The sequence below is a fragment of the Streptococcus sp. HF-100 genome (assembly GCF_015594635.1).
GTDB lineage: Bacteria > Bacillota > Bacilli > Lactobacillales > Streptococcaceae > Streptococcus > Streptococcus vaginalis.
The window spans coordinates 59,702-81,412 of sequence record NZ_JADNQV010000009.1 but is presented as its reverse complement, the minus strand read 5'-3'; the positions used below and the strand labels follow the sequence as shown (position 1 = coordinate 81,412).

Here is a 21,711-nt window from a genome sequence, read left to right as displayed (position 1 = left end):
AAATGTTTTATGGCTATGAGAATCACTTTAGGTCTTTAGAAGACCTTGAACAAGCTATTGTGAACTACATTGATTATTACAACAACAAACGAATTAAGGTCAAACTAAAAGGACTTAGCCCTGTGCAATACAGAACTAAATCCTTTCAATAATTATTTGTCCAACTTTTGGGGGTCAGTACAAGGTCTTTCTACTTTTTTGCAATGATTTATTGGTTATTTTTCTTAGAAATGACAGCAACAAATACGCTCAGAAAAACAACACCGATACCAGCTAAATATGACATGCTAGTTCCTGTACTTGGTAATAATTCTTTGGTTTTAGCTAATTTTTTGTCACTTGTAGTAGGCGAAATTTCCTTGTTCCTATTCGTTTGAGAAGACTTCCCATTTTTATTAGACGAATCAGAATCTGTCAACCCAGCATGGGAGTTTTCTCCTTTTTGTTCTTTATTATTAGAATTTTCCTTTGTTTTTTTGGTATCTTCATGCTGAACATTAGATGAAGATTGATTTTCTAGTGGTACAAGGGCTTGAATAGCAGTCTGTAATGCCTCACATTCTGCATCAATCTCTGCTTGTGTCGCATCATCTTTTTGTAAAATAGCTTGCGCCTCTTCTACTTGTTCTTTTAAGTTCGCAAGTGAATCCTTTGTATAATGCATAGTTTCTGCTAATTTTTCTTTTACCGAAGAAAGAGCGGTTCCCAACTTTGTCTTATCTACTCCTTCTCTGGTTAAAAGCAAATCGTCAATTGTTCCCCATGAACCTTTATTTGCTTTCACAAATACTCCCAGTGTCACCTCTGTCTCTTTTGTTAGTGTAAAGTTCAATTTCGCTGTCTGCCAATTTGACCAACCAGCTAGTTTGACTTTTTCACTTTGAACATTTACTGCCTCAGCACGAGCAAAAGCATAAATATCTTCAGAGCCATTCGTATCACCACCTTGAATTTGAGCAGAAAATTGATAAGTTCCTGCTGGAAGTGTTATCTTTCTTTCAATGCCAGTTGTGTAATCGTTTGCGCCATTGTAGAAATTCATGGCATACTTGCCTGTTTTAGGCGTGTCTTGTCTACGCTTGATACAATCGTTAAAAGTATAATCTGAAAGATCTTCTTCCTCAAAGCTAGAATTTGATAACAAACTCTCTTGCAGCTCTGCTTCTTCATTCTTATCATATTTTAGATTTGTATTCAACCCAGTATAAACATATTTAAATGTTGCAAGTGATGGCAAAGCTTTTCCTGTAAAATCAAACAATGCTTGATTATCCCATTCAGATCCACCGTAATTTTCCTGATTAACATTTGGATCATACCCAATGGCGGCACTAGAAGCCCAGCCCGAACCGTATTTTTCCCAAATAGGTGTATTTACTTCTTTTCCTTTGGAACTAACCGGTGTCCAAGCTGGTTCCCAATAAAAGATGCCTAATGCACTTGCTTTATTGGCTGCATCAATGACATCTCGTAAGGCATGCGATTGCCCCTGAACAGAGGCGGGATAGCCACCTACCATCATTTGATTTTGTGTTCGGATAACATTTTGTTGACCATCTCCATCTTCTAATGTATAGGCATAAGAAGTCTCTGCTACAAGTGTCTTTTTCCTATACTTTTCGGTCACTGTCTTTAAAACTGAAGTCAGATTATCTAAATTACCATGCCAAAAACTATAATAACTAGTAGCAAATACATCATAATCAATATGGTGATCTGATAAACCTTTTGCGTAATTCAGTATCGTTTCCGTTTTATCTGGGTTTGTAAAATGAAAAGCTATCAGTATACTTGCATCCACTTCTCGCACTGCTTTGGCGCCTGCTGCAAACAACTGATAGCATTCCTCTCCTGCTTCACCTGCTATCCCACTACTCGTTGTTTCATTACCAACTTGAACCATTCCAACATCGACACCAGCTGCTTTTATTTTTTGAAGGCTCGTTTTGGTGTATTGATATAAAGCCTCTGATTTTTCAGACACATTCATATTTGTCCAATCTTTTGGTGGAACTTGACGTCCTGGATCAGCCCAAAAATCTGAATAATGAAAGTCCACTAGTAGCCGCATACCATGTGCTGTAGCTCGTCTTCCAATCTCAATCGCCTTTTCTATATCGCTATTTCCAGCGCCATAACCATGTCCGTTATGATCATAAGGATTATTCCATACTCTGACGCGAATGTAATTCACACCATTTTCTTTCAAAATATCAAAGATATCTTTGACATTCCCATTTTCATCTTTGTACTCTACACCACTTTGTTCTTGAGCAATTACTGTTGAAATATCCGTCCCCATGATAAAATCAGATGATAAATTTTCTACTTTATCAACACGTATTTTAGTATTTTCATTAGCTTTAATAGGAATGACTCCTCCAAGCAAACAAAGACTAGCAGCAAAAACAAGCGACAATCTTAATCCTATTTTCATACAGTTTTCCTATTTCTAATTGGTTTAATATTTTAGTGTTCGCTTTAAAAAACTGATAAAACAAGAAATAGGTTTTATCAGTTTTTAAACGAACATTTTATAAGAAGGCTAGTTATTCAAAATGCGAAAGAACGAATTGCACAGCACCTTTAGGATCACGCGTCAATTTGATATATTCAGCACCTTTTGTCGCAACAAGTTTGATGCCCAATTTATCCGTATCTTTCTTAATATCTTCATAGTAAGAATTGACTTGTGGAGCTAGCACAATCATGTCAAAATCTTTCATAATATCGTAGTGCGAACCATAAGCACCAGCTGTTGAACTGAGGTCTATGCCTAGTTCTGCTGCACCTTCTGTTAGTGCATTTGCTAGCATGGCGCTTGTCCCTGCACCGGCACATAGAACCAAAATATTATGATGCTTTCCATCTGCAACCGCTTGAATTTGATCGTCTATTTCAGCTTCTGCTGCTTCTTCAAGCTCAATCACTTCTGCCTTTTTCGCTTCTTCTTCTACTAATGAATCATCGTACGCTTTGATAAATGGAAGGTAGATGAGAGAATCAACTACAATCAACAACAGCATCAACACAATAGATAAGATTCCTGCACCCGTACCTAAAATCAAGCCAATCGGTGCTGGTGTTGCCCAAGGAAGGACATACATAAAACTGTTCATACCTAACACATCAACAAAGAACTTGAAAGCACAAACATTGATCATTGGAGTGATTAAAAATGGAATAAAGAAATAAGGATTTAAAATAATCGGTGTTGCAAACAACAATGGCTCATTGACTGCAAAGCAAACCGGAACAAAGGAAGCTTTTCCGACAGCTTTTAATTGCTTAGATTTTGCAAAGAGCATGAAGAGGAATGGAACAACCAATGTTGCACCTGTACCACCCATTGTGCCAACGAAGTTTCCAAGCCCAACTGTCAACACGTTTGAAGCATGATGACCTGCTTTTACCAACTGTAAATTTGTTTCCACATTTGCATAAATAATCGCGACAATAGCTGGTTCTACAATTGAAGGACCATGCACACCAACAAACCAGAAGAGCGCCATTGCTCCCCAAATAATTGAAATTCCTAAATAGCCATCAGCTGCGGTAAACAAAGGTTGGAGAAGCGTGATAACAGCTTCTGCAAATGAATGCCCAAAGAAATAACGTATGATTGTATCAATCAGAACAGCAGCAAATACTGCAAATGAAAATGGAAAGACATCACGGAAAGTTTGAGAAATTGTTCCAGGAACTTCTTTTGGCATCTTAATAGTAATGTCTTTCAATACACAGAATTTATAAACATTTACCGTGATAAAAGCTGCTACAAAAGCCGCTAAAATCCCTTTTGTTCCCATGTAGCCATTGGCTAAACCGTTTTCAATTTGATCCACACTTAAAAGGAGGAAGCTCACAATGGAAGCCAACATAACAGAAACCGAATTGATAGTCTTGTTGGTCGGCATATTGCGGTTCATTGATTCTGACAAACAACGAGCGGTCGTAGCGGACACGAGAATAGCTACTACACCCATAGAATAGCCATATACTTTCCAAAGCCAGGTGGAAACATCATTTGGCAACTTAAATCCAAAAATTTCTGGAATTGCTGCTAGCAAGATAAAAATACTTGAAAATAAAATTGCAGGCATGGCGGCTAAAAAGCCGTCACGAATAGCACCCAGATAAATATTTCGTGATATTTTTTCAAAGAAAGGTTTTCCTTTCTCGATTTGTTTGATAATTCCGTTCATGGAATTAGTCCTCCTTGTATTGATTTTTATATAATTCAATAAAATCTACGATCAATTCTTTTAACAATAATGTCGTCATCAAATGATCTTGACCGTGAATAAAGATAAATCCTAAATCTAAATCTTCCCCAGCTGCCTCTTGTGCTAAAATCTGCGTTTGTGAATTGTGGGCTAAATTTAAATTTTCATCTGCTTCTTTTAGAGCAGCATCTACATTTGTAAAATCCCCTTGACGAACCTCTTTCAGCAAATTCAGTAAACAACTACGTGCATCCCCCGAATAAGCTACGATTTCAAATCCCAACATTTGTAATTCGTTTTTATTCATCTTATCTCCCTTCTTAAATCACAATCTTTGTTTCACTAACATGCTTGTACCAATAAGCGGATTCCTTAGGGTAACGCTTTTGAGTTTCAAAATCAACGTAAAACAAGCCATAGCGTTTATTGTAGCCATTTGACCACGAGAAAACATCCATCAAAGACCAAAGGAAATACCCTTTTACCACAACACCGGCATCAATAGCTTTGCTTAAAGATTGCAAATACACTTTCAAATAATCAATCCGCGGCTTATCCATGACGATACCATTGTCAAACTCGTCTTTATAGCCCATTCCATTTTCAGTAATATAAATCTTTTGATAATGTGGATAGTCTTTCTTAATTCTCAATAAAAGGTCATACAAACCTTCTGGGTAAATAATCCAATCCCAGTCTGTTCGTTCAATCCCTTCCTTGTAAATCCGTTCTCCAATGCCTTTCACTTTATAAACCGAAGTGCCTTTATCACCCGTCCCATTATGATGAATAGTTGATTCACCCTGATAAGCCTTAACAAAATGACATTGATAATGGTTGATTCCAAGATAATCATTTCGATGACTAGCTTTTTTCATTTCTTCAAAGTCGCTTTCAAGGAATTCATAACTAGCATTGTTAGCAACGCAAATTTCATTAAGAGCTTCCATTGTTTCATTTGAATAATAACCTAGATAAGTAGCGTCTAGCAAGAAACGAATAGAAAGCGCATCATCCAGAAAAGCTGCATACTTATCTTCTTCGCTATCTGTTGCTGGATATTTTGTTTCCAAAGAATGCACCACTCCAATTTCACCAAGGTACCCCTTCTCCTTGAAAAGATTTACTACACGCGCATGCGCGTACATCATATTGTGCAGGCATTGAATCACCTTACTCAAATCGTACTGAATCCCCGGAGGAAAGACACCGAGCAAGTATTGATTGGTCGCTACAGGATAAATTTCGTTAAAAGTGCTCCAATGATGAACCTCTGGAAATTCTTGAAAACAAAATTCAGCATATTCCACAAACGCTTCAATCGTATCACGATTGAGAAAATCACCTTGATCAAACAAAACTTTCGGAGTATCAAAGTGATGCAGTGTAACAAATGGCAGGATGTGGTGTTTCGCACATTCAGCAAACACACGGTGATAAAAATCTACTCCTTCTTGGTTGACCTTGCCACGTCCCTCCGGAAAAATACGACTCCAAGCAATAGACAAGCGCAAACCATTGACACCAAACTTCTCACACAGCTCAATATCTTTTGGGTATTGATGATAGAAATCACTAGCCGGATCTGCTAAAAATCGTCCTTGTTTTTCTAAAAATTCATCCCAAGCGACCGGACCTTTTCCACCTTCTTTTGTAGCTCCTTCTACTTGATAGGCAGCAGTCGCACCGCCAAAAATAAAATCTTCTGGTAATTGAAACATGTCTTCTCCCTTACAATAATCTTTGAATATGAATCACCAAATATACCTTTTCATTTGGATGAAGTCCTCCACCCAAATGCTGACGAATGACTTCATAAATATCTTCGCCAATTTGATAGGCTTCTGGATAATCCTTTTTGATATGTTCTTCCAAACTCTTCATTGAGACTTTTGAATCACTGTCATCTTGATCCAAACGCTCAATAAAGTACGTCAAATGAATCATTAAACGATCATAAAAATTACTATTCTTTTTCGTCCGCTTAATACCATGTTTTAAGAGTTCCTCTTGCACCAAAGCAATCATTTGTCGGGTCAGTGTTTGTTCATCTTTACTAATCACGACATCTGCGCCTTTCGCGTTGATAAACTGTAAGGCCAACCGCCCAATCTCATCTTTTGGAAAATCCACATCCAATTTTTCTTTTAAAATCACCAAAGCGTGCTCAGCAATTTTGTACTCCGTTGGATATTGCTCCGACATATCCGGTAAGTGATTACTTTTATAAGTATTTCTTTGCAGCGCTTGATAACTACAATAAATATGATCTGTCAAAGTTACATAGATGTACTCTTGAACTGGAAATTGGAACTGTTGAATACCATAATCAATAATTTCATAACTAGTCGTGATAAAGTCCAAGGGAACATCTTTTAACAAAGCAGAAAAGTTTTCGCGCGATTCTTCACTTTTTAGTTGAAAGACTTTTTCTACTCGTTCTTCTGCCAGCAAATCCCCTTTTTTCTTTTTAAAAATGATACCGAGCCCCATGACAACAGCCTGTTCACCACTTTCATTTTTGACCACCGCAACATTATTATTTAGTGGCTGGACAATTCGAAACATTTGTGTCCTCCTTCCTAACAATATTTTTGTAAAACATAAAAAAACCATAAACAAACCAAGATTTTTTACTTGGGTCATTTATGGTCTCGCCTAATTTCTTAGTTACAATCCATGTTTTATTTAACTTTATGAATAGAGTTTAACACATTTTCAAACTTTTGTAAACCCTTTCTTACTTTATTTTTTAAAAATTTATACAAAATGGATAATTTGTATAAATTTAAAATCTTTCATTCTACACTTAAAAAAATAACTTACTTCTGCGCAATACCATTTGGGATAATGACTTCTCGAAGAAGTTGTTCTTCTTCCTTGATACGATTGTATAAAACAAAAGCATAGAAAGGAAACAGAATGCAAAATGAAAGAAGTGCATGGCAAAGAAGTGCTAAACCAATCAACTCTGGAACGATGTTCAAGAAATAATTGGGATGTTTCACATAGCGGAAAAGCCAATGGTCGACAAACTTATGATTGTTTACAAGCATCAATTTCACTGTCCAAATGTCCCCTAATAATTGCGTCACAACATAGAGCATAAACATTGAAAATAGCAACAGTCCAAATCCTATAGCACTAAGTGCGTCAAACTGAACCTGACGTATCGTAGCTTCAGCAAAGCAAGAAAGGTAAAATAAAATGTGAAGAATAGTGATATACTTGGTATTTTGCACGCCATATTCGCGCCCACCATTTGCCAATATCGCTTTCTCATTCTTCATCGATATTTTTAGAAATACCAACCGAAATACAAATACCGCTAAAACAATAAGTCCTGATAAAGTCATACGACCTCCTTATAATAAAATAATCTATTTTATTATATAAAGAGGGGATTTCCTAAGTCAATACATTCAAAAAATATCATATAAACTGTAGAAAGAATTTACAAAGTTGTTAGTTCGATTTCGTCTACAATTCGTTTTACATCGGCTGGATCTACTTTTGGAGTCCATTGCAGGCAGTTAGCTGTTGCATAAGCACAGGCACGAATGACAGCTTCTCTATCAACTCTCCCCTTACTTTCTAAAGCATGGCAGAGACTTCCAAGGAAAAAGTCCCCTGACGCAATAGGATTTTTAACATGAATTGTTGGAAACGTCAGTTGGAAAACATCATCTTTCAGGCGTGCTACGACTCCTTTTCCTCCCATTGTCACAATAAAATAGGGAATTTTAGTATATTCTTTGAGAAGTTTTGCTGCTTCTTCTGCAGTTTCAACTGGACATCCTGTTAATTCTGCCAATTCTTCATCGTTAATTTTTACAATGTCAGGTCGTGCTGTGAAAGCTGATTTTAGTGCGGCACCGCTTGTGTCTACTACTAAATTCACATCTTCTGGCAAAAGACGACCAATTTGTGCAATATAATTATCTGGCATCCCTTTCATCAAAGAGCCAGAAAAAACAACACTATCGCCAGATTGAACGCGCTTTATAAGATTTGTAGTGAATTGTTCTAATAAATCCTTATTCAGCTCAAATCCAGCTTCATACACAAGATAGGTCTTTCCTAATTCTGTATCAATCATAATTGTACAAATACGCGTATTTTTATCAACCTCTGTCACAACGAGCGGAATACCATCTTCTTCATTTAATTGTTGAATATATTCGCCCATTTTGCCACCTAACATTGTATGAATGCAAAAATTTCCTTGCTCTTCGCCCTTCTCGCAATTCAAGACATAAGCCACATTAAAACTCTTTCCGCCAGCATTTTCATGCACTTGCCTTGGTCGGTTGACCACATCTTCTTTAAAATGACTAAGTAAAACTGTCCGATCCAAAGCTGGATTTGGACAAACTAAATGGATCATGTTTCTTCCTTTCTTTTTTTCAATCAAAAGCCAGACTATTTCAAAAGGAATAGTCCAGCTTATTGTTATCTTATTATTCTATTTTGCATTTGCAGCGTATTCTTCATTTCGTTTAATCATTTGTTTTCTATACCAAGCAAAGATACCAATATAGAACACTAGAAAGACAATAACACCAAAGATAGCTTTGATATCGCCTGTTGTAGCATTTCCGATTGTCCAACCAAGTAATTTTTCAATTGGACCTTCAAGAGTAGAGTGGGTAATCAATTGTGTGCTAGCTACCCCTTTAGGAAATGCATCTACGCCTTTTGCTAAGTCCGTAACAAATGGCGCAATAAGTGTTCCAGATAGAAGGAAGAGCGGAAGCAACAAAGTTCCAAATACAATCATTCGGATAAGCTTACCACGTGTAACAACCAGAAGTGCTGGAGTAACACCCATTGCAATAATCCCAGCAAGTGGCAAAATACCATTTCCGACTTTAGAAAGAAGAACTGCTTCTACCAACATAATTGGTGCTAAAACATTGGCACATGCCCAGATTTCTGCACGACCTGCGATAAATGGCCAGTCAAGTCCAATATTAAATTTACGTCCTTGAAGACGTTTTGTTGCAACATTTGTAATTCCTTGTGAAAGAGGTTCTACTGCTGCGATGAACCAAGAACCAATAAGTGAGAACAATTCCAAGCAGACACCAGCTGTCAAACCAAGAGATAACCAACCTTTGATAACAAGTGACCATTTTGCTGCTTCGGCAACGCCAGATACTGGATGCGGCGTTCCCATAATCCCAATTACAATCCCAAGGATAAATCCAATGAAGAATTTAGAGCCCCAGAAACCAATTTTCTTATTCAATTTTGCAGCGTCAAAGTCATATTTATCCAACCAAGGAAAGAATTTATCAAAAATCTTATCCAAAACCATGATAACTGGATTCATCATGTAGTTCATGTGAGTAGAGGTCATTGGTGATGAGCTAGGCGCATTAAGCAAGTCATCAAATGTTGGTTTCATTAAGTCAGAGTTAATAATTTTCATTACTCCGACAAGTACGACTGCAAGCGTTGCTACAAAGAGCGACACTCCTTGGCTAACACCATTATTATCCGCATACCATTTAATCAATAGACCTGTAATTGATAAATGCCAAATATCAAAAATATCAACATCTAAGGTATCCGTTTTTTTCGTAATTAACATCACAACATTGACGATGAGCATAATGAGTAAGAAGTAAAGCGTCCAAGCAGAACCCCATGTAATCGTCGCCAATGGTGCCCAACCAACGTCTGTAATATTGAGTTGAATTCCTGTATTTTAAACGAATTTCGCAAGTGAAGCCGAGAAAGCACCATTTAACATACCGATAATGGCACCAATACCCGTAAGAGCTATGGCAAGTTTAATACCACCTTCCAAGGCTTTGGAAAACTTCACTCCAAAGCATAAAGCAAGCACCGTCAAGACTATCAACATGATAATTGGTGCACCCATATCCAAAATGGGTTTAAAGAAGCGATTCGCTAAGTCAATAATGACATTCATAAAAAATCCTCCCGATTTTATTTTTTGAATGATAGTGAATGAAAAGTGAAATAACTATTTCAGTAGATAAAAATTGTTTTTATCTAGCGTTTCAATTTTTCATTTTTTTGTTTTTTTCTAATGAATTGCTTTAACTAAGTCCATGTTCCTTAATAGCTGCTTCAATATTGTCATATACTGGTGTACTCATGGCTGGAATACGGAATAAAATTGGTCCTGCTTCAATAACAGGAATTCCCGGTTCAAATCCCAAATCTGTGGCTGCTATTGGTGTGAAAATATCATAACCTTTTATCAAGTCTTCATTCACATCTTTGACCATTACCGCATCGCATTGGACATCATAGCCGCGATTTGAAAGTTCTTCTTCAAGAGCATTTTTGATTTGGTGGCTTGAGTTTACTCCTGCTCCACAAGCTGCTAAAATTTTAATCATTGTAACATCCTCCATTTTTATTTTTAATGATTTATTGTTCCCGATATATAATGAAATAGTTTATCTGCCTCATCCAGCTCGGATAAGGACTCTAGGTTGCCGTCAGCAGTAAAGAAATCCATCAATTGAGCCAAGATATTCGTTTGACTGGCATTAGAATTATTGATAATGAAGAACAAAAGCGATACTTGTACTTCATTTGACGGAACAATCATATTATGAAAAGTCACCGGCTGATCTAAGCGGACTACAACCACCTTTTCTGCTAAATTATGGACAATATCCGTATGCGGAATTGCTACATTCGGCAAATCTTTCCCTAAAAATTCCATGTCCAGCCCCGTAGGAAAGGACTTCTCTCGCTCAATCAAGGCGTCTTTATAAGAAGACGTTACAATGTGTCTCTCCTCAAGGAGATTCGCAACCTGATTGAAAAGCTCTTCTTGACTGTCAGCATGCAGACAAAAGACTAAATCTTTATCGAACAACTGATAAAGTTCCATCATAGCCTCCTTCTATTTTGTTCTATTTTGTTTATAAGCAAAGTATATCATTATATGCAAACGATGTCAATAGTTTGTTTTGTTTTTTTATGTTATTTTTTGTTTGACAATATTTGCGCGAGATGTTATGATGTTGTTGTGAAATAAAAAAAGGAGGTATAACAATGAAAGTTATACTAGGTACAGACCGTGATGGTTTTGAGTTAAAAAATAAAGTAAAAACTCATTTACTCCAACTTGGTTATGACATTAAAGATCTCAACGAACAAGAAGGTGCTGCTGATTTTGTCGACTCGGCAGACGCTCTTATTGAAGAATTGCGAAAAGATGATACTGCCCGTGGTATTTTGTTTGATCGCTTTGCAGTTGGTTCTTATATGGTTGCGAATAAACACCGTGGCATCATTTGTGCTGCTGTTTCAGATGAGCATTCTGCCATGATGACCATTCGCCACAATTCTACACGCATTATAACTCTCGGTGCAGCTATTCTCGGTGAAGAATTGGCAAACGCCTGTGCAGAAGCTTATTTAAAAGCTGACTATGATGCTGGACGCCACCAAGTTCGCATTGATATGCTTAATAAATTATGTTAAAGGGTAGGAGGAAAAATTATGAAAATCGCTCTTGGCTGTGACCATATCGTAACAGATACAAAAATGAAAATTTCTGAACATTTAAAAGACCTCGGTCATGAAGTCATTGATGTCGGAACCTATGACTTTCACCGGACTCATTACCCAATCTTTGGTCGTCTGATTGCAGAAAATGTTGTTTCAGGAAAAGCTGATCTTGGAATTGCCCTTTGCGGTACAGGAGTCGGTATTTCTGCTTCTGCTGACAAAGTTCCCGGTACTCGTGTAGCTCTTGTTGGTGACGTTCTAACCGCACGCTATGCAAAGAAAGAACTCAATGCAAATATCATCGCTTTTGGTGGACGTATTCTTGGTCAAAATCTTATTCACAATATCGTTGATGTCTTTCTTGAAACAGAGTACGAACCAACAGAAGCCAACAAACAATTGATTGAAAAAATCGATAATAGCATTGAAGTTAGCCCTGAAATCGCTAAAAATGACCATATTTTCGATGAAGAAAATGCTAAATGGGCTCGCGGTGAATACCACGACTAAAACTCAATACTCAGAAAATCAGGCTCAGTCTAATATGGACGAGGCCTGTTTTTTAATATGATGTGTCAATACCGCACGCACTAAAGATACAAAATCACCTGCTCCTCTATGAACAGGTGATTAAAATATTAACTATAAAACATTTGTATATGATTTATACTTTTCCTTGACCTTTGGTGAGATATGATCATCTGTGATTACTGCATCCAAATCATCCAACTGATAGAAACAATAGAAAGAATAGCTGTCAAATTTGCTATTATCCGCCACAATGTACTTTTCAATCGCATTGTTCAAGATAATGGCATTGCCATTTCCTTCTTCTTCATTGGCAGTCGTGACATTATGACCGTCAATTCCATTGACACCAATAAATGCTTTAGAAACTTTGATTTCTTTCAATAATTTATTAGCAAATTGTCCGACAAACGTTTGTGTCTTCACCCGATAACGACCGCCAATCAGGATAATATCACAATTGGGATTATCTTTTAATTTTTCAAAAATAGGAAGCGAATTTGTCACAATACTCACACTTTTATCAGCCAAATAATCTCCGATAAAATCCGTCGTTGTTCCCGAACCGATAAAAACTGTATCACCAGAAAAAATCAAATTGGCACATTTTTGAGCAATTGTTCGTTTTTCTTCAATATTTAACATCGTTTTTTCAGTATGGGAGGCTTCATTCAAGCCATTTTTTACTTTTTTGTGAGCTCCTCCATGAACACGAGTCAACAAGCCTTGCTTTTCCAAATCAATCAAATCACGACGTATCGTCATATCTGTTACATCTAGTAACTCTTTTAATTTCTTGACAGAAACCACTCCTTGCTGATCCAATTCTTGGAGAATCACTCTATGCCGTCCTTCTTTCATTTTATCTCCTTTCTAGTTTTATATAATTTTATTCCTCAAATATATTATACAACAATTTATTCATTTTGAAAAATTAAAAACAATATTTTTTTGATTTTTGTAAAATATTGTTTGACTTTGTTTTATTTGTGTTCTATAATTAAACTATACAAAACAAAAGGAGTCTAAAGATGACAACAAAACAAGAAAAATTAAAACGTTTATGTGATAAAAACGGAATTATCGGCGCTTTAGCTATTGATCAACGAGGAGCTTTGCGTCGCATGCTTGGTGAAGATACTCCAGTTGAGCAATTGGAAACCTTTAAAGTGCTAGTTTCGAAATACTTAACAAAATACGCTTCTTCTATCCTTCTTGATCCAGAGTTAGGTTGGAAAGCGGCGGAAGCTCGTGATAAAAACGCTGGATTATTAGTTGCCTATGAAAAAACAGGTTATGACAAAACTGTTCCCGGTCGCTATCCTGACCTCGTTGAAAATATCTCCGTCCAACGTCTCAAAGCAAACGGTGCTGATGCTGTGAAAGTCTTACTCTATATAGATGTTGACGAAGATAGAACAGTCAATGACGTCAAAGAAGCCTTTATCGAACGGATTGCTTCTGAATGTAAAGCAGAAGACATGCCATTTTTCCTTGAGTTGGTTTCTTATGATGCCAAGGTGACAGATGAAAAGGAATATGCCAAACTCAAACCTCGCAAAGTCATTGAAGCAATGAAGCTTTACTCACAAGAACGATTTGGCGTAGATGTTCTCAAAGTTGAAGTTCCAGTCAATATGAAATATGTTGAAGGATTCGCAGAAAATGAAGTTCTTTACACCAAAGAAGAAGCTGCTGCCTTCTACAAAGAACAAAGTAATGCAACTTCTCTTCCATTTATTTTCTTATCTGCTGGAGTATCCGCACAGCTGTTTCAAGATACACTTCACTTTGCTAAGGAATCTGGCTCAACTTTCAACGGTGTCCTTTGTGGCCGTGCAACTTGGGCTGGTGCTACCAAAGCCTATCAAGAAGGTGGCGAAGCTGCTACAATTAAATGGCTTGAAACAATAGGTAAACAAAATATTGTTGAATTAGATGCAGTTCTCCAAGAGACTGCTACGCCTATTGTATTTAAATAACTTTGTATCTCCTTATAAAAACATAAAAAGACGAATTGCTATTCGCCTTTTTATTATTGTATAATTACTTATCACCTTTATTACGGATGACAAAACCTGTTTTCTTCTCACTTGAAGTATTGCGAGGTTTTTTGTGGTCTTTGCGATAACGCTTTTCTTTGTCAAAGCGATCGTGGCGACCACTCTTTTTGTAATTGTCACGCCCATTAGTACGGTCACGACGATCATTACTACGACGCCCATTTTTGCTGTTACGATTGCCTTTATTAGCTCCCGAAACATACTTAAATGGTAATGGCTTTTCACGCGCGATTTCTACTTCTGGTAGAGTGTCTGGATCTTGTACGGTTAAGGTCAATATATATAAAGCCAATTCTTCCGGTGTAAATTCAGTTGCCAACTTGCGAGCGTCTTTGCCAAACTTTTCAAATTGGTTGCGAATGTTTTCATCCGCAAAATCTCGCTCAATCTTTTTAAGTGCAACTTTTTTCTTAGCTTGAAAGGCTTCTTCTGCAGTGGCTGGTTTCATGCCTTTCATACGTTTTTTGGTCAAACTTTCAATGATTTGAAGATAACCCATTTCATTTGGTGCAACAAATGTAATGGACTGACCAGATTTTCCAGCACGACCTGTCCGCCCAATACGGTGTACATAACTTTCTGGGTCTTGTGGAATGTCATAATTGTAAACATGTGTAACACCAGAAATATCCAAACCACGCGCAGCAACGTCTGTCGCAACAAGAACATCTAAATTTCCGTTTTTAAAGTCGCGAAGAACACGGAGACGTTTTCCTTGGTCTAAATCACCATGAATCCCCTCTGCGCGGAAACCACGGATTTTAAGCCCACGAGTCAATTCATCAACTCGGCGTTTGGTACGCCCAAAAACGATAGAAAGTTCTGGTTGTTCCACATCCATTAGACGTGTCATGGTATCAAATTTTTCATTTTCTTTTACACGGATATAATATTGATCCACCAGTTCTGTTGTCAATTCTTTTGCTGCAATTTTGACATGTGTTGGCTCTTTCATAAACTTCATGCCAATCCGCTTGATAGCATCTGGCATAGTAGCTGAAAAGAGAAGAGTCTGACGCTCTTCCGGCACGCGTGAGATGATTGCTTCAATGTCTTCTAAGAAACCCATATTGAGCATTTCATCCGCTTCGTCTAAAATAAGCGTTTCTACATGATTGAGTTTCAGTGCTTTGCGCTTAATGAGGTCTAATAAACGTCCTGGAGTTCCAACGACAATGTGCGCGCCTGAACGGAGAGCCTTGATTTGCTTTTCAATGCTAGATCCACCATAAACAGAGCGAACTTTCACTCCTTTACTTCGACCAAAGCGGAAGAGTTCCTCTTGACTTTGGACAGCTAATTCACGAGTTGGTGCAATGACTAAAGCCTGAACAATAGGATTTTCTGTGTTAATTTTTTCAAGAGTCGGAAAACCAAAAGCGGCTGTCTTTCCTGTACCAGTCTGAGCTTGTCCAATCACATCTTTTCCTGCCATAGCAAGCGGGATTGTTTGTTCTTGGATTGGGCTGGCTTCCACAAAGCCTGCTTTGTCAATTTCTGCTAGTAATTCAGCAGACAAATGTAATTCATTAAATTTCAATTTTTTCTTCTTTCTAAAAAGGCAGTGCGAAGCTACCTTATAAAACATAGTTATTTGCAACCTATCTAGTATAACACAAAGAATGATAAAAAGATAGGTTTTATTTTTTACTTCCACGCCGTACGCATGAAGAAAATGCATGTAACCCTTTTTTCCAGAATACATGCAATTTTCAAAAAAATTTTCAAACAGATTTACCAATTAAAACTAAATACATTCATTTTGAATGAATTATAGCATAAATTATACTTAAAAAGTGATATTTATCGTGAAAACACGCTAATTGAAAACGATAATTTCTTCATGCACTTGGCGTGTTTTACTTTTTATTGGCTAGCCATTTTAAAGCTTTGGTCAATACAACCCACAGAACGAGACTAATAACAACAATATAAATCCAAGCATTTTTATCATTAGACAATGGAAGTGGCACATTCATGCCAAAGAATCCCGTAATAACTGCAAGGACTGCTAAAAGGACTGAAATGATTGTTAAAACGGTCAAATTATCATTCAGATTGTTGTTCAAAATATTGTTGTAAGAACCTGACAATTGACTGAGAACTTGAGAAATCAAGTCTGTCATTGCTACTAATTGGCGAGCTTCAATCATGACATCGTCAAACTGCTCTTTTTCAATCTCATCTAAATGGCGATAAATTGCATGTCCTTTAATGTGCTCTAACAGCATGCGATTTTGCTTTGCAGCTGCTACCAAATAGACTATGGAAGTTTCTAAGTCTGCTAAAGCAAAGAGATTTTTCTTGGTGGTCGTTTTGTGCAATAACTGATTGATATGATCCTTTGTCTCATCCATTTTTTCAATAATGGGATAATAAGAATTGCACACCAATTCTAAACTAGCAAATAGAAATTTGTACACCGTCACAGGTTCATGATGTTCAATATAGTTTTTCATCATGTCTACAACATAAGTATTTGCTCGATTGCTGACTGTTAAGAGTTTATCTTTCTGTACAATAAAGGTCATAGGAATAGTTTCATAATAGTCCTTATCCCTTTTTAAGTTTAATACGTTGAAAATAAAAACGACTGTTCCTGTTTCACGATTGTAATCCATGTGCGCTCGTTCATTTTTATCTAACGCGTACTCAATCGTTTCTTCATCAATATTGTATTCCTTATAAGAATCTGGATGTTGACTTAAAATATCTGCATCTAAGTTTATCCAAGACATTCCATTTTTCAACTCTTTTTCAATAAACACCCTTTTCTCCTTTCTTGACTTTAAATAATCTAAAGGATTGAGAAAAACGCTCAATCCTTCATCAATCGTTATTGCACTTCTTTATCTAATGCTTGATATGCTAACAAACGAACTCACTTAACCCAGTTCTGTTTCAAAAATCATTACGATAAAACTCCAACAATAGCATAGTTTTTAAATGAATTACTCTGCTAATATGCAGTGGTAAGTCTCACATTTTTTTAATTGAGTTTGAACTAAATCCTATGAAGATAGATAAAGCTTCCTATTTTTCCTAGCGTTACGACACAGAGTCAGACGAATCGATTTTATTCGTCTGACGAAGTTAGTAAGGCAGTTAGCTAGTCCCCCTACAGTGGCTAGCGTCCAACAATTAGGAACCTTCAGTTCCAATTGTTGGTACTGAGCTACGACACGAAGTCGAACAATTCGATTTTACTTATTCGACACAGTTAGTAAGCCGTTTAGGTAGACCGCACATAGTGGCTGCCGTCCAATGACAGTAACTTCAGTTACTAGTCATTGGCAACGTCTTACATTTTCTCTAACTGAGTTCGAGCTAAATCCTCCTAGAAGCAATCGCTTCTTCGTCAGATTTTCTAATTTTCTGTCGGATTTTTAACGCTCTCACATCTTCTCTTCCAACTTGACATCTGGATATTTATCGGCAAACCAGCGCAAGGCAAAGTCATTTTCAAAGAGAAAGACAGGCTGGTCAAAGCGGTCCTTGGCTAAAATATTGCGGCTGGAGGACATACGCTCGTCCAGATCATCTGGTGAAATCCAGCGGACAGTCTTTTTGCCCATGGGTGTCATGACTACTTCGGCATTGTATTCATTTTCCATGCGGTGCTTGAAGACTTCAAACTGAAGCTGACCGACAGCTCCCAACATGTACTCACCAGTCTGGTAGTTGGTGTAGAGCTGGATAGCTCCTTCTTGGACCAGCTGCTCAATTCCTTTGTGGAAGGATTTTTGCTTCATGACATTTTTAGCTGCAACCTTCATGAAAATTTCTGGGGTAAAGGTTGGCAGGGGTTCAAACTCAAACTTATTTTTACCAACTGTCAAAGTATCACCAACTTGATAAGTCCCTGTATCGTAAACCCCAATGATATCACCGGCCACCGCATTTTCTACATTTTCACGTGATTCTGCCATAAACTGGGTGACATTTGAGAGTTTGACAGCTTTTTTGATACGGGTCAGATTTACACTCATACCGCGCTCAAATTCGCCCGATACGATGCGGACAAAAGCAATGCGATCACGGTGTCTTGGATCCATATTGGCTTGGATTTTAAAGACAAATCCTGAAAAATCCTTATCCAGCGGGCTGATTTCCTGATTATCTGTGGTTTTGTGTCCATGAGGCTCTGGTGCAAACTCCAAGAAAGTGTCAAGAAAAGTCTGCACTCCAAAGTTAGTTAGGGCTGAACCAAAGAAGACAGGGGTTAATTCCCCATTAAAAATAGCTTCCTGTGAAAATTCATTTCCCGCTTCTTGTAGGAGTTCAATATCCTCCAAAACCTGAGCATAAAAGGGATTGTTGCCAAATATTTTTTCTCCCTCTTCGATGCTGGCAAAGCGTTCATCACCTTTATAGAGCTCCAGCCGCTGATTGTGCAAATCATAGAGACCTTCAAAGGATTTCCCCATCCCAATCGGCCAATTCATCGGATAGCTGGCAATACCAAGTACTTCTTCTAATTCTTCCAGCAAATCAAGGGGTTCACGTCCGTCGCGGTCCAGTTTATTGATAAACGTAAAGACTGGGATATTGCGGTGTTTGACAACCTCAAAGAGCTTTTTAGTCTGGGCTTCAATCCCTTTTGCAGAGTCCACCACCATGACTGCTGCATCCACAGCCATGAGGGTACGGTAGGTATCTTCTGAAAAATCTTCGTGCCCTGGTGTATCAAGAATATTGACCCGTTTTCCAGCATAGTCAAACTGCATGACAGAAGAGGTCACTGAAATCCCCCGCTGTTTCTCAATATCCATCCAGTCAGATTTGGCAAAGTTTCCGGTCTTCTTACCCTTGACCGTACCTGCTTCACGAATCTCGCCTCCAAAGTAGAGCAACTGCTCTGTAATCGTGGTCTTCCCTGCATCCGGGTGAGAGATAATCGCAAAAGTTCGGCGTTTTTTTATTTCATCTTGAATCGTCATTATATCCTCTTTTTCTTTTTTATACTTTTTCTTTCGATTTCTGTGAAAACTCTTATTACATTGGACTGCTCCTAACTTGTTTCAACCTACCTATTATAGCGGATTCAAAGGATTTTTTCAATTGCTTAGAACATATAAAAATCGCTCTGTTCGAGCGATTTTCTGTTTCTTGATACAAGAGACTACATTCTAGAATCTCACAATCACACTAGCAAAGAGAAAAATTACCAATATCATGATTAAAACCAGTAAATAAATAATCCGTTGTTTTCTCATTTGAAGTTCTTCTTTTTCTTCTTCCGTCATGGAAAAAACAGCCTTGTTTCGGTTTAATAAGTATAAAATCAAGCCTTCTCCCCGTTGACTGCCAGCTGCCAAAACTCCCCAGAACTTAGGATGTTTCATCCCGCGAACCGCAGCATCTAATTCAACTAGTTTAAACAATTGATACACAAACAGCCCATTTGTTACGACGAGTAAGCCAATCAAGGTCAATAGATACCAAGTCATGATAGAACCTCCTATATTTTACGAATAATTTGTACTAATATATAACCTGTGGTGCCAACCACCAGAGCTACTGCCAACAAGGTCAGCAGATAACTCTTGGAGATTGGAATGATAAAAATAAAGAAAAGGAATAAAAGACAAATATTACATATAAAAGCCAGTAAAATCTTTTGGTTGCTCTTTACAACGTTCGTCGAATCTTCTAAGTGCTGAATCATGCGCTCATCTCCTTTCAGCAATTCATCCAAGCTAACCTGGTATAAATCACTTAACTGCAAAACATATAAAATATCCGGATAAAATTTTTCTGTTTCCCAATTTGAAATGGTTTGTCTAGATACATTTAATTTTTCTGCGACATTTTCCTGTGTCAAGCCACTCATCTGACGTGCTTCTTTTAACTTTCTTCCAATTTCCATTACCTCACTCCTATCTTTCTACTTTTATTTTACTATTTTCGTTTATAAAATCTAGCAAAATTTTTTTACATTGAGAAAAAACAATAAAAAATCCTGCCAAATAAATTTGACAGAGGATGTAATGCTTAAAGCTTTAAACTAATTTTGATTGCTTTTTCCATCGCCTTTTAAAATATTCATCAAAAAGGAGCAAAGCGGTGGCCAGAACCAGTGAGACAAGTACGTAATTCACCCAGATCCGGTCTCCTTTTATAAGCGGGGGATGAGTCATCAATCCATAATTTCCACCAGTGACGGCATTGACACCAACTAAAAACAAATCCAAGGCAAAAGTGTAGCCTACAATCACATACTTCTTCAAAATCTGCTTGTCATAGTGGTTGATAAGATAAACCAGCGAATTAATCAAGAGGCAGTAATGCCCCAGAAGAAATGAAAAACTAGTGATATGCGGAAAATCATAGGGGTCAAAAACTGGATAACCAATGGCAAAAATCGCCCCGCTGACACCTAAAAGAGCAAAATACTGTTTGCTTCGGCATTTATCTGGTAGCAGCAACATGGCAAACATGGCTAAGCGGCAATGATAAAAAGGCAGATTATTTGCAAATGAAATATGGAAACCAAAATACCAAGAATAAAGTATAACTAATTGAAAAGCTTGTAAATATTTAAAAGTTTTCTGATACAGTGGGTTTTGCGCATAGTGAACTGAAGTGTAAATGAGGAACAAGAGAGTTCCTATCATCGTCACATAGCCCATAGCAGAAATGGGAGGTGGTGCTGTCTTTTGAGTCGTTAAAAAATCATTCAGCATAGCTTAATTTTCCTGTCTTACTGTTTCTTCTTGTTCTTGTCTGATTTGTTTAAAAATCAGAGAGACCACGAAAATTGCTAAAATCAAGGTCAATGAAACAAAAATATAGTTAGCAATCATTCCATGACTTCCAACTAAAGGTGGTACTTTCAAAAAACCATAATTTCCACCGCTCACCAGATTTATAAATATCAATAAAAGATTCATACTAAAGCTAATCTCTACAATTCGCCGTAAATTCAATAACTCGCTATCATAATGATTCAGCAAATAGGTGAGAGAATTTCCCAAAAGAGCATAGTGACCAATCAAATAGGAGACTAAAGTGATGTGAGGAAAAGCAAATGGATCAAATAAAGGATAGACCAATGCACAAATAGGTCCAAATACTCCTAAAAGCGCAAAATACTGTTTATAGGTTGAAGAATCAGGCAGTAGCAAAACAGCAAACATCGCCAATCTGCAATGATAAAAAGGAAGTGATTCAGAAATTGGTGACAAGGTCACAATATACCAGCCATAAAGCACTAAAATTTGTAAACCTTGTACAGCTTTCAAAAAGTTCTGATAGCGCCTGTTTTTATGATATTTTACAGCACTATACATGACATAAATGATTCCTAAAAACATCATTCCATACCAAAATGGAGTTAATTGAGGGGCCTCCGTTTTATGACTTGTAAAAAATTCTTGTAGATTCATCTC

General features: G+C 37.3%; 21 protein-coding genes and 1 pseudogene. 4 read left to right on the top strand and 18 right to left on the bottom strand.

The features are described 5' to 3' along the window. The coding region (locus tag IYQ23_RS08675; RefSeq protein WP_195673944.1) for an IS3 family transposase at positions 1–152 on the top strand (152 nt) is incomplete at its 5' end. 56 nt (positions 153–208) lie between these two features. On the opposite strand, the gene IYQ23_RS08670 is transcribed toward IYQ23_RS08675, so the two are convergent. The 10 genes and pseudogenes from IYQ23_RS08670 to IYQ23_RS08625 form a co-directional block, all read right to left on the bottom strand. Further along, positions 209–2,437, bottom strand: a complete 2,229-nt coding sequence (locus IYQ23_RS08670; protein ID WP_195674665.1) for a glycosyl hydrolase 53 family protein — start codon at positions 2,435–2,437, stop codon at positions 209–211. A gap of 112 nt (positions 2,438–2,549) precedes the next feature. Further along, positions 2,550–4,205, bottom strand: a complete 1,656-nt coding sequence (locus IYQ23_RS08665) for a PTS lactose transporter subunit IIBC (RefSeq protein WP_195674664.1) — start codon at positions 4,203–4,205, stop codon at positions 2,550–2,552. Positions 4,206–4,209: 4 nt separating this feature from the next. Continuing rightward, positions 4,210–4,533, bottom strand: a complete 324-nt coding sequence (locus tag IYQ23_RS08660; RefSeq protein ID WP_003023783.1) for a PTS lactose/cellobiose transporter subunit IIA — start codon at positions 4,531–4,533, stop codon at positions 4,210–4,212. Positions 4,534–4,546: 13 nt separating this feature from the next. Then, entirely contained in the window at positions 4,547–5,947 is a 1,401-nt protein-coding gene (gene lacG, locus IYQ23_RS08655) for a 6-phospho-beta-galactosidase (RefSeq protein ID WP_195674663.1), read from the bottom strand. Between the two features lie 10 nt (positions 5,948–5,957). Beyond that, on the bottom strand, positions 5,958–6,794 hold the full coding sequence (locus IYQ23_RS08650) for a PRD domain-containing protein (protein WP_195674662.1): 837 nt from the start codon (positions 6,792–6,794) through the stop codon (positions 5,958–5,960). 254 nt (positions 6,795–7,048) lie between these two features. After that, complete coding sequence (locus tag IYQ23_RS08645) at positions 7,049–7,582, bottom strand: isoprenylcysteine carboxyl methyltransferase family protein (RefSeq protein ID WP_195674661.1); 534 nt, start codon at positions 7,580–7,582, stop codon at positions 7,049–7,051. A 98-nt stretch (positions 7,583–7,680) separates the two neighbouring features. Then, on the bottom strand, positions 7,681–8,613 hold the full coding sequence (locus IYQ23_RS08640; protein ID WP_195674660.1) for a 1-phosphofructokinase family hexose kinase: 933 nt from the start codon (positions 8,611–8,613) through the stop codon (positions 7,681–7,683). A gap of 78 nt (positions 8,614–8,691) precedes the next feature. After that, positions 8,692–10,167: pseudogene (locus IYQ23_RS08635) on the bottom strand (PTS galactitol transporter subunit IIC). Between the two features lie 130 nt (positions 10,168–10,297). Then, positions 10,298–10,603 (bottom strand): PTS sugar transporter subunit IIB, encoded by a 306-nt coding sequence (locus tag IYQ23_RS08630; protein WP_195674659.1) that lies wholly within the window; start codon positions 10,601–10,603, stop codon positions 10,298–10,300. Positions 10,604–10,626: 23 nt separating this feature from the next. Continuing rightward, the gene (locus IYQ23_RS08625) at positions 10,627–11,106 is read right to left on the bottom strand and encodes a PTS sugar transporter subunit IIA (protein ID WP_195674669.1); all 480 of its coding nucleotides are present in this window, start codon (positions 11,104–11,106) and stop codon (positions 10,627–10,629) included. A gap of 164 nt (positions 11,107–11,270) precedes the next feature. Between IYQ23_RS08625 and lacA the strand changes: the two genes are divergently transcribed. Both lacA and lacB read left to right on the top strand, forming a co-directional pair. Beyond that, a complete protein-coding gene (gene lacA, locus IYQ23_RS08620) occupies positions 11,271–11,702 on the top strand; it encodes a galactose-6-phosphate isomerase subunit LacA (protein ID WP_022526652.1) in 432 nt (143 codons plus the stop codon). An 18-nt stretch (positions 11,703–11,720) separates the two neighbouring features. Then, the gene (lacB, locus tag IYQ23_RS08615; RefSeq protein ID WP_003030053.1) at positions 11,721–12,239 is read left to right on the top strand and encodes a galactose-6-phosphate isomerase subunit LacB; all 519 of its coding nucleotides are present in this window, start codon (positions 11,721–11,723) and stop codon (positions 12,237–12,239) included. Positions 12,240–12,371: 132 nt separating this feature from the next. Here the strand turns inward: lacB and IYQ23_RS08610 are convergent, their stop codons facing one another. After that, positions 12,372–13,118, bottom strand: coding sequence for a DeoR/GlpR family DNA-binding transcription regulator (locus IYQ23_RS08610; RefSeq protein ID WP_003023761.1), 747 nt, complete (start codon positions 13,116–13,118; stop codon positions 12,372–12,374). Between the two features lie 170 nt (positions 13,119–13,288). Between IYQ23_RS08610 and lacD the strand changes: the two genes are divergently transcribed. Continuing rightward, entirely contained in the window at positions 13,289–14,239 is a 951-nt protein-coding gene (gene lacD / locus IYQ23_RS08605) for a tagatose-bisphosphate aldolase (RefSeq protein ID WP_195674658.1), read from the top strand. A gap of 64 nt (positions 14,240–14,303) precedes the next feature. On the opposite strand, the gene IYQ23_RS08600 is transcribed toward lacD, so the two are convergent. The 7 genes from IYQ23_RS08600 to IYQ23_RS08570 form a co-directional block, all read right to left on the bottom strand. Next, a complete protein-coding gene (locus IYQ23_RS08600; RefSeq protein ID WP_195674657.1) occupies positions 14,304–15,860 on the bottom strand; it encodes a DEAD/DEAH box helicase in 1,557 nt (518 codons plus the stop codon). 319 nt (positions 15,861–16,179) lie between these two features. Next, on the bottom strand, positions 16,180–17,088 hold the full coding sequence (locus tag IYQ23_RS08595; RefSeq protein ID WP_195674656.1) for a magnesium transporter CorA family protein: 909 nt from the start codon (positions 17,086–17,088) through the stop codon (positions 16,180–16,182). A gap of 627 nt (positions 17,089–17,715) precedes the next feature. Then, complete coding sequence (locus IYQ23_RS08590) at positions 17,716–19,260, bottom strand: peptide chain release factor 3 (RefSeq protein ID WP_022526648.1); 1,545 nt, start codon at positions 19,258–19,260, stop codon at positions 17,716–17,718. A gap of 189 nt (positions 19,261–19,449) precedes the next feature. Continuing rightward, a complete protein-coding gene (locus IYQ23_RS08585) occupies positions 19,450–19,770 on the bottom strand; it encodes a hypothetical protein (protein WP_003023751.1) in 321 nt (106 codons plus the stop codon). 11 nt (positions 19,771–19,781) lie between these two features. Continuing rightward, complete coding sequence (locus tag IYQ23_RS08580; protein WP_195674655.1) at positions 19,782–20,189, bottom strand: helix-turn-helix transcriptional regulator; 408 nt, start codon at positions 20,187–20,189, stop codon at positions 19,782–19,784. A gap of 133 nt (positions 20,190–20,322) precedes the next feature. Next, a complete protein-coding gene (locus IYQ23_RS08575) occupies positions 20,323–21,003 on the bottom strand; it encodes a TIGR02206 family membrane protein (RefSeq protein WP_195674668.1) in 681 nt (226 codons plus the stop codon). Between the two features lie 6 nt (positions 21,004–21,009). Further along, the gene (locus IYQ23_RS08570) at positions 21,010–21,708 is read right to left on the bottom strand and encodes a TIGR02206 family membrane protein (RefSeq protein WP_195674654.1); all 699 of its coding nucleotides are present in this window, start codon (positions 21,706–21,708) and stop codon (positions 21,010–21,012) included. Positions 21,709–21,711: the final 3 nt, after the last annotated feature.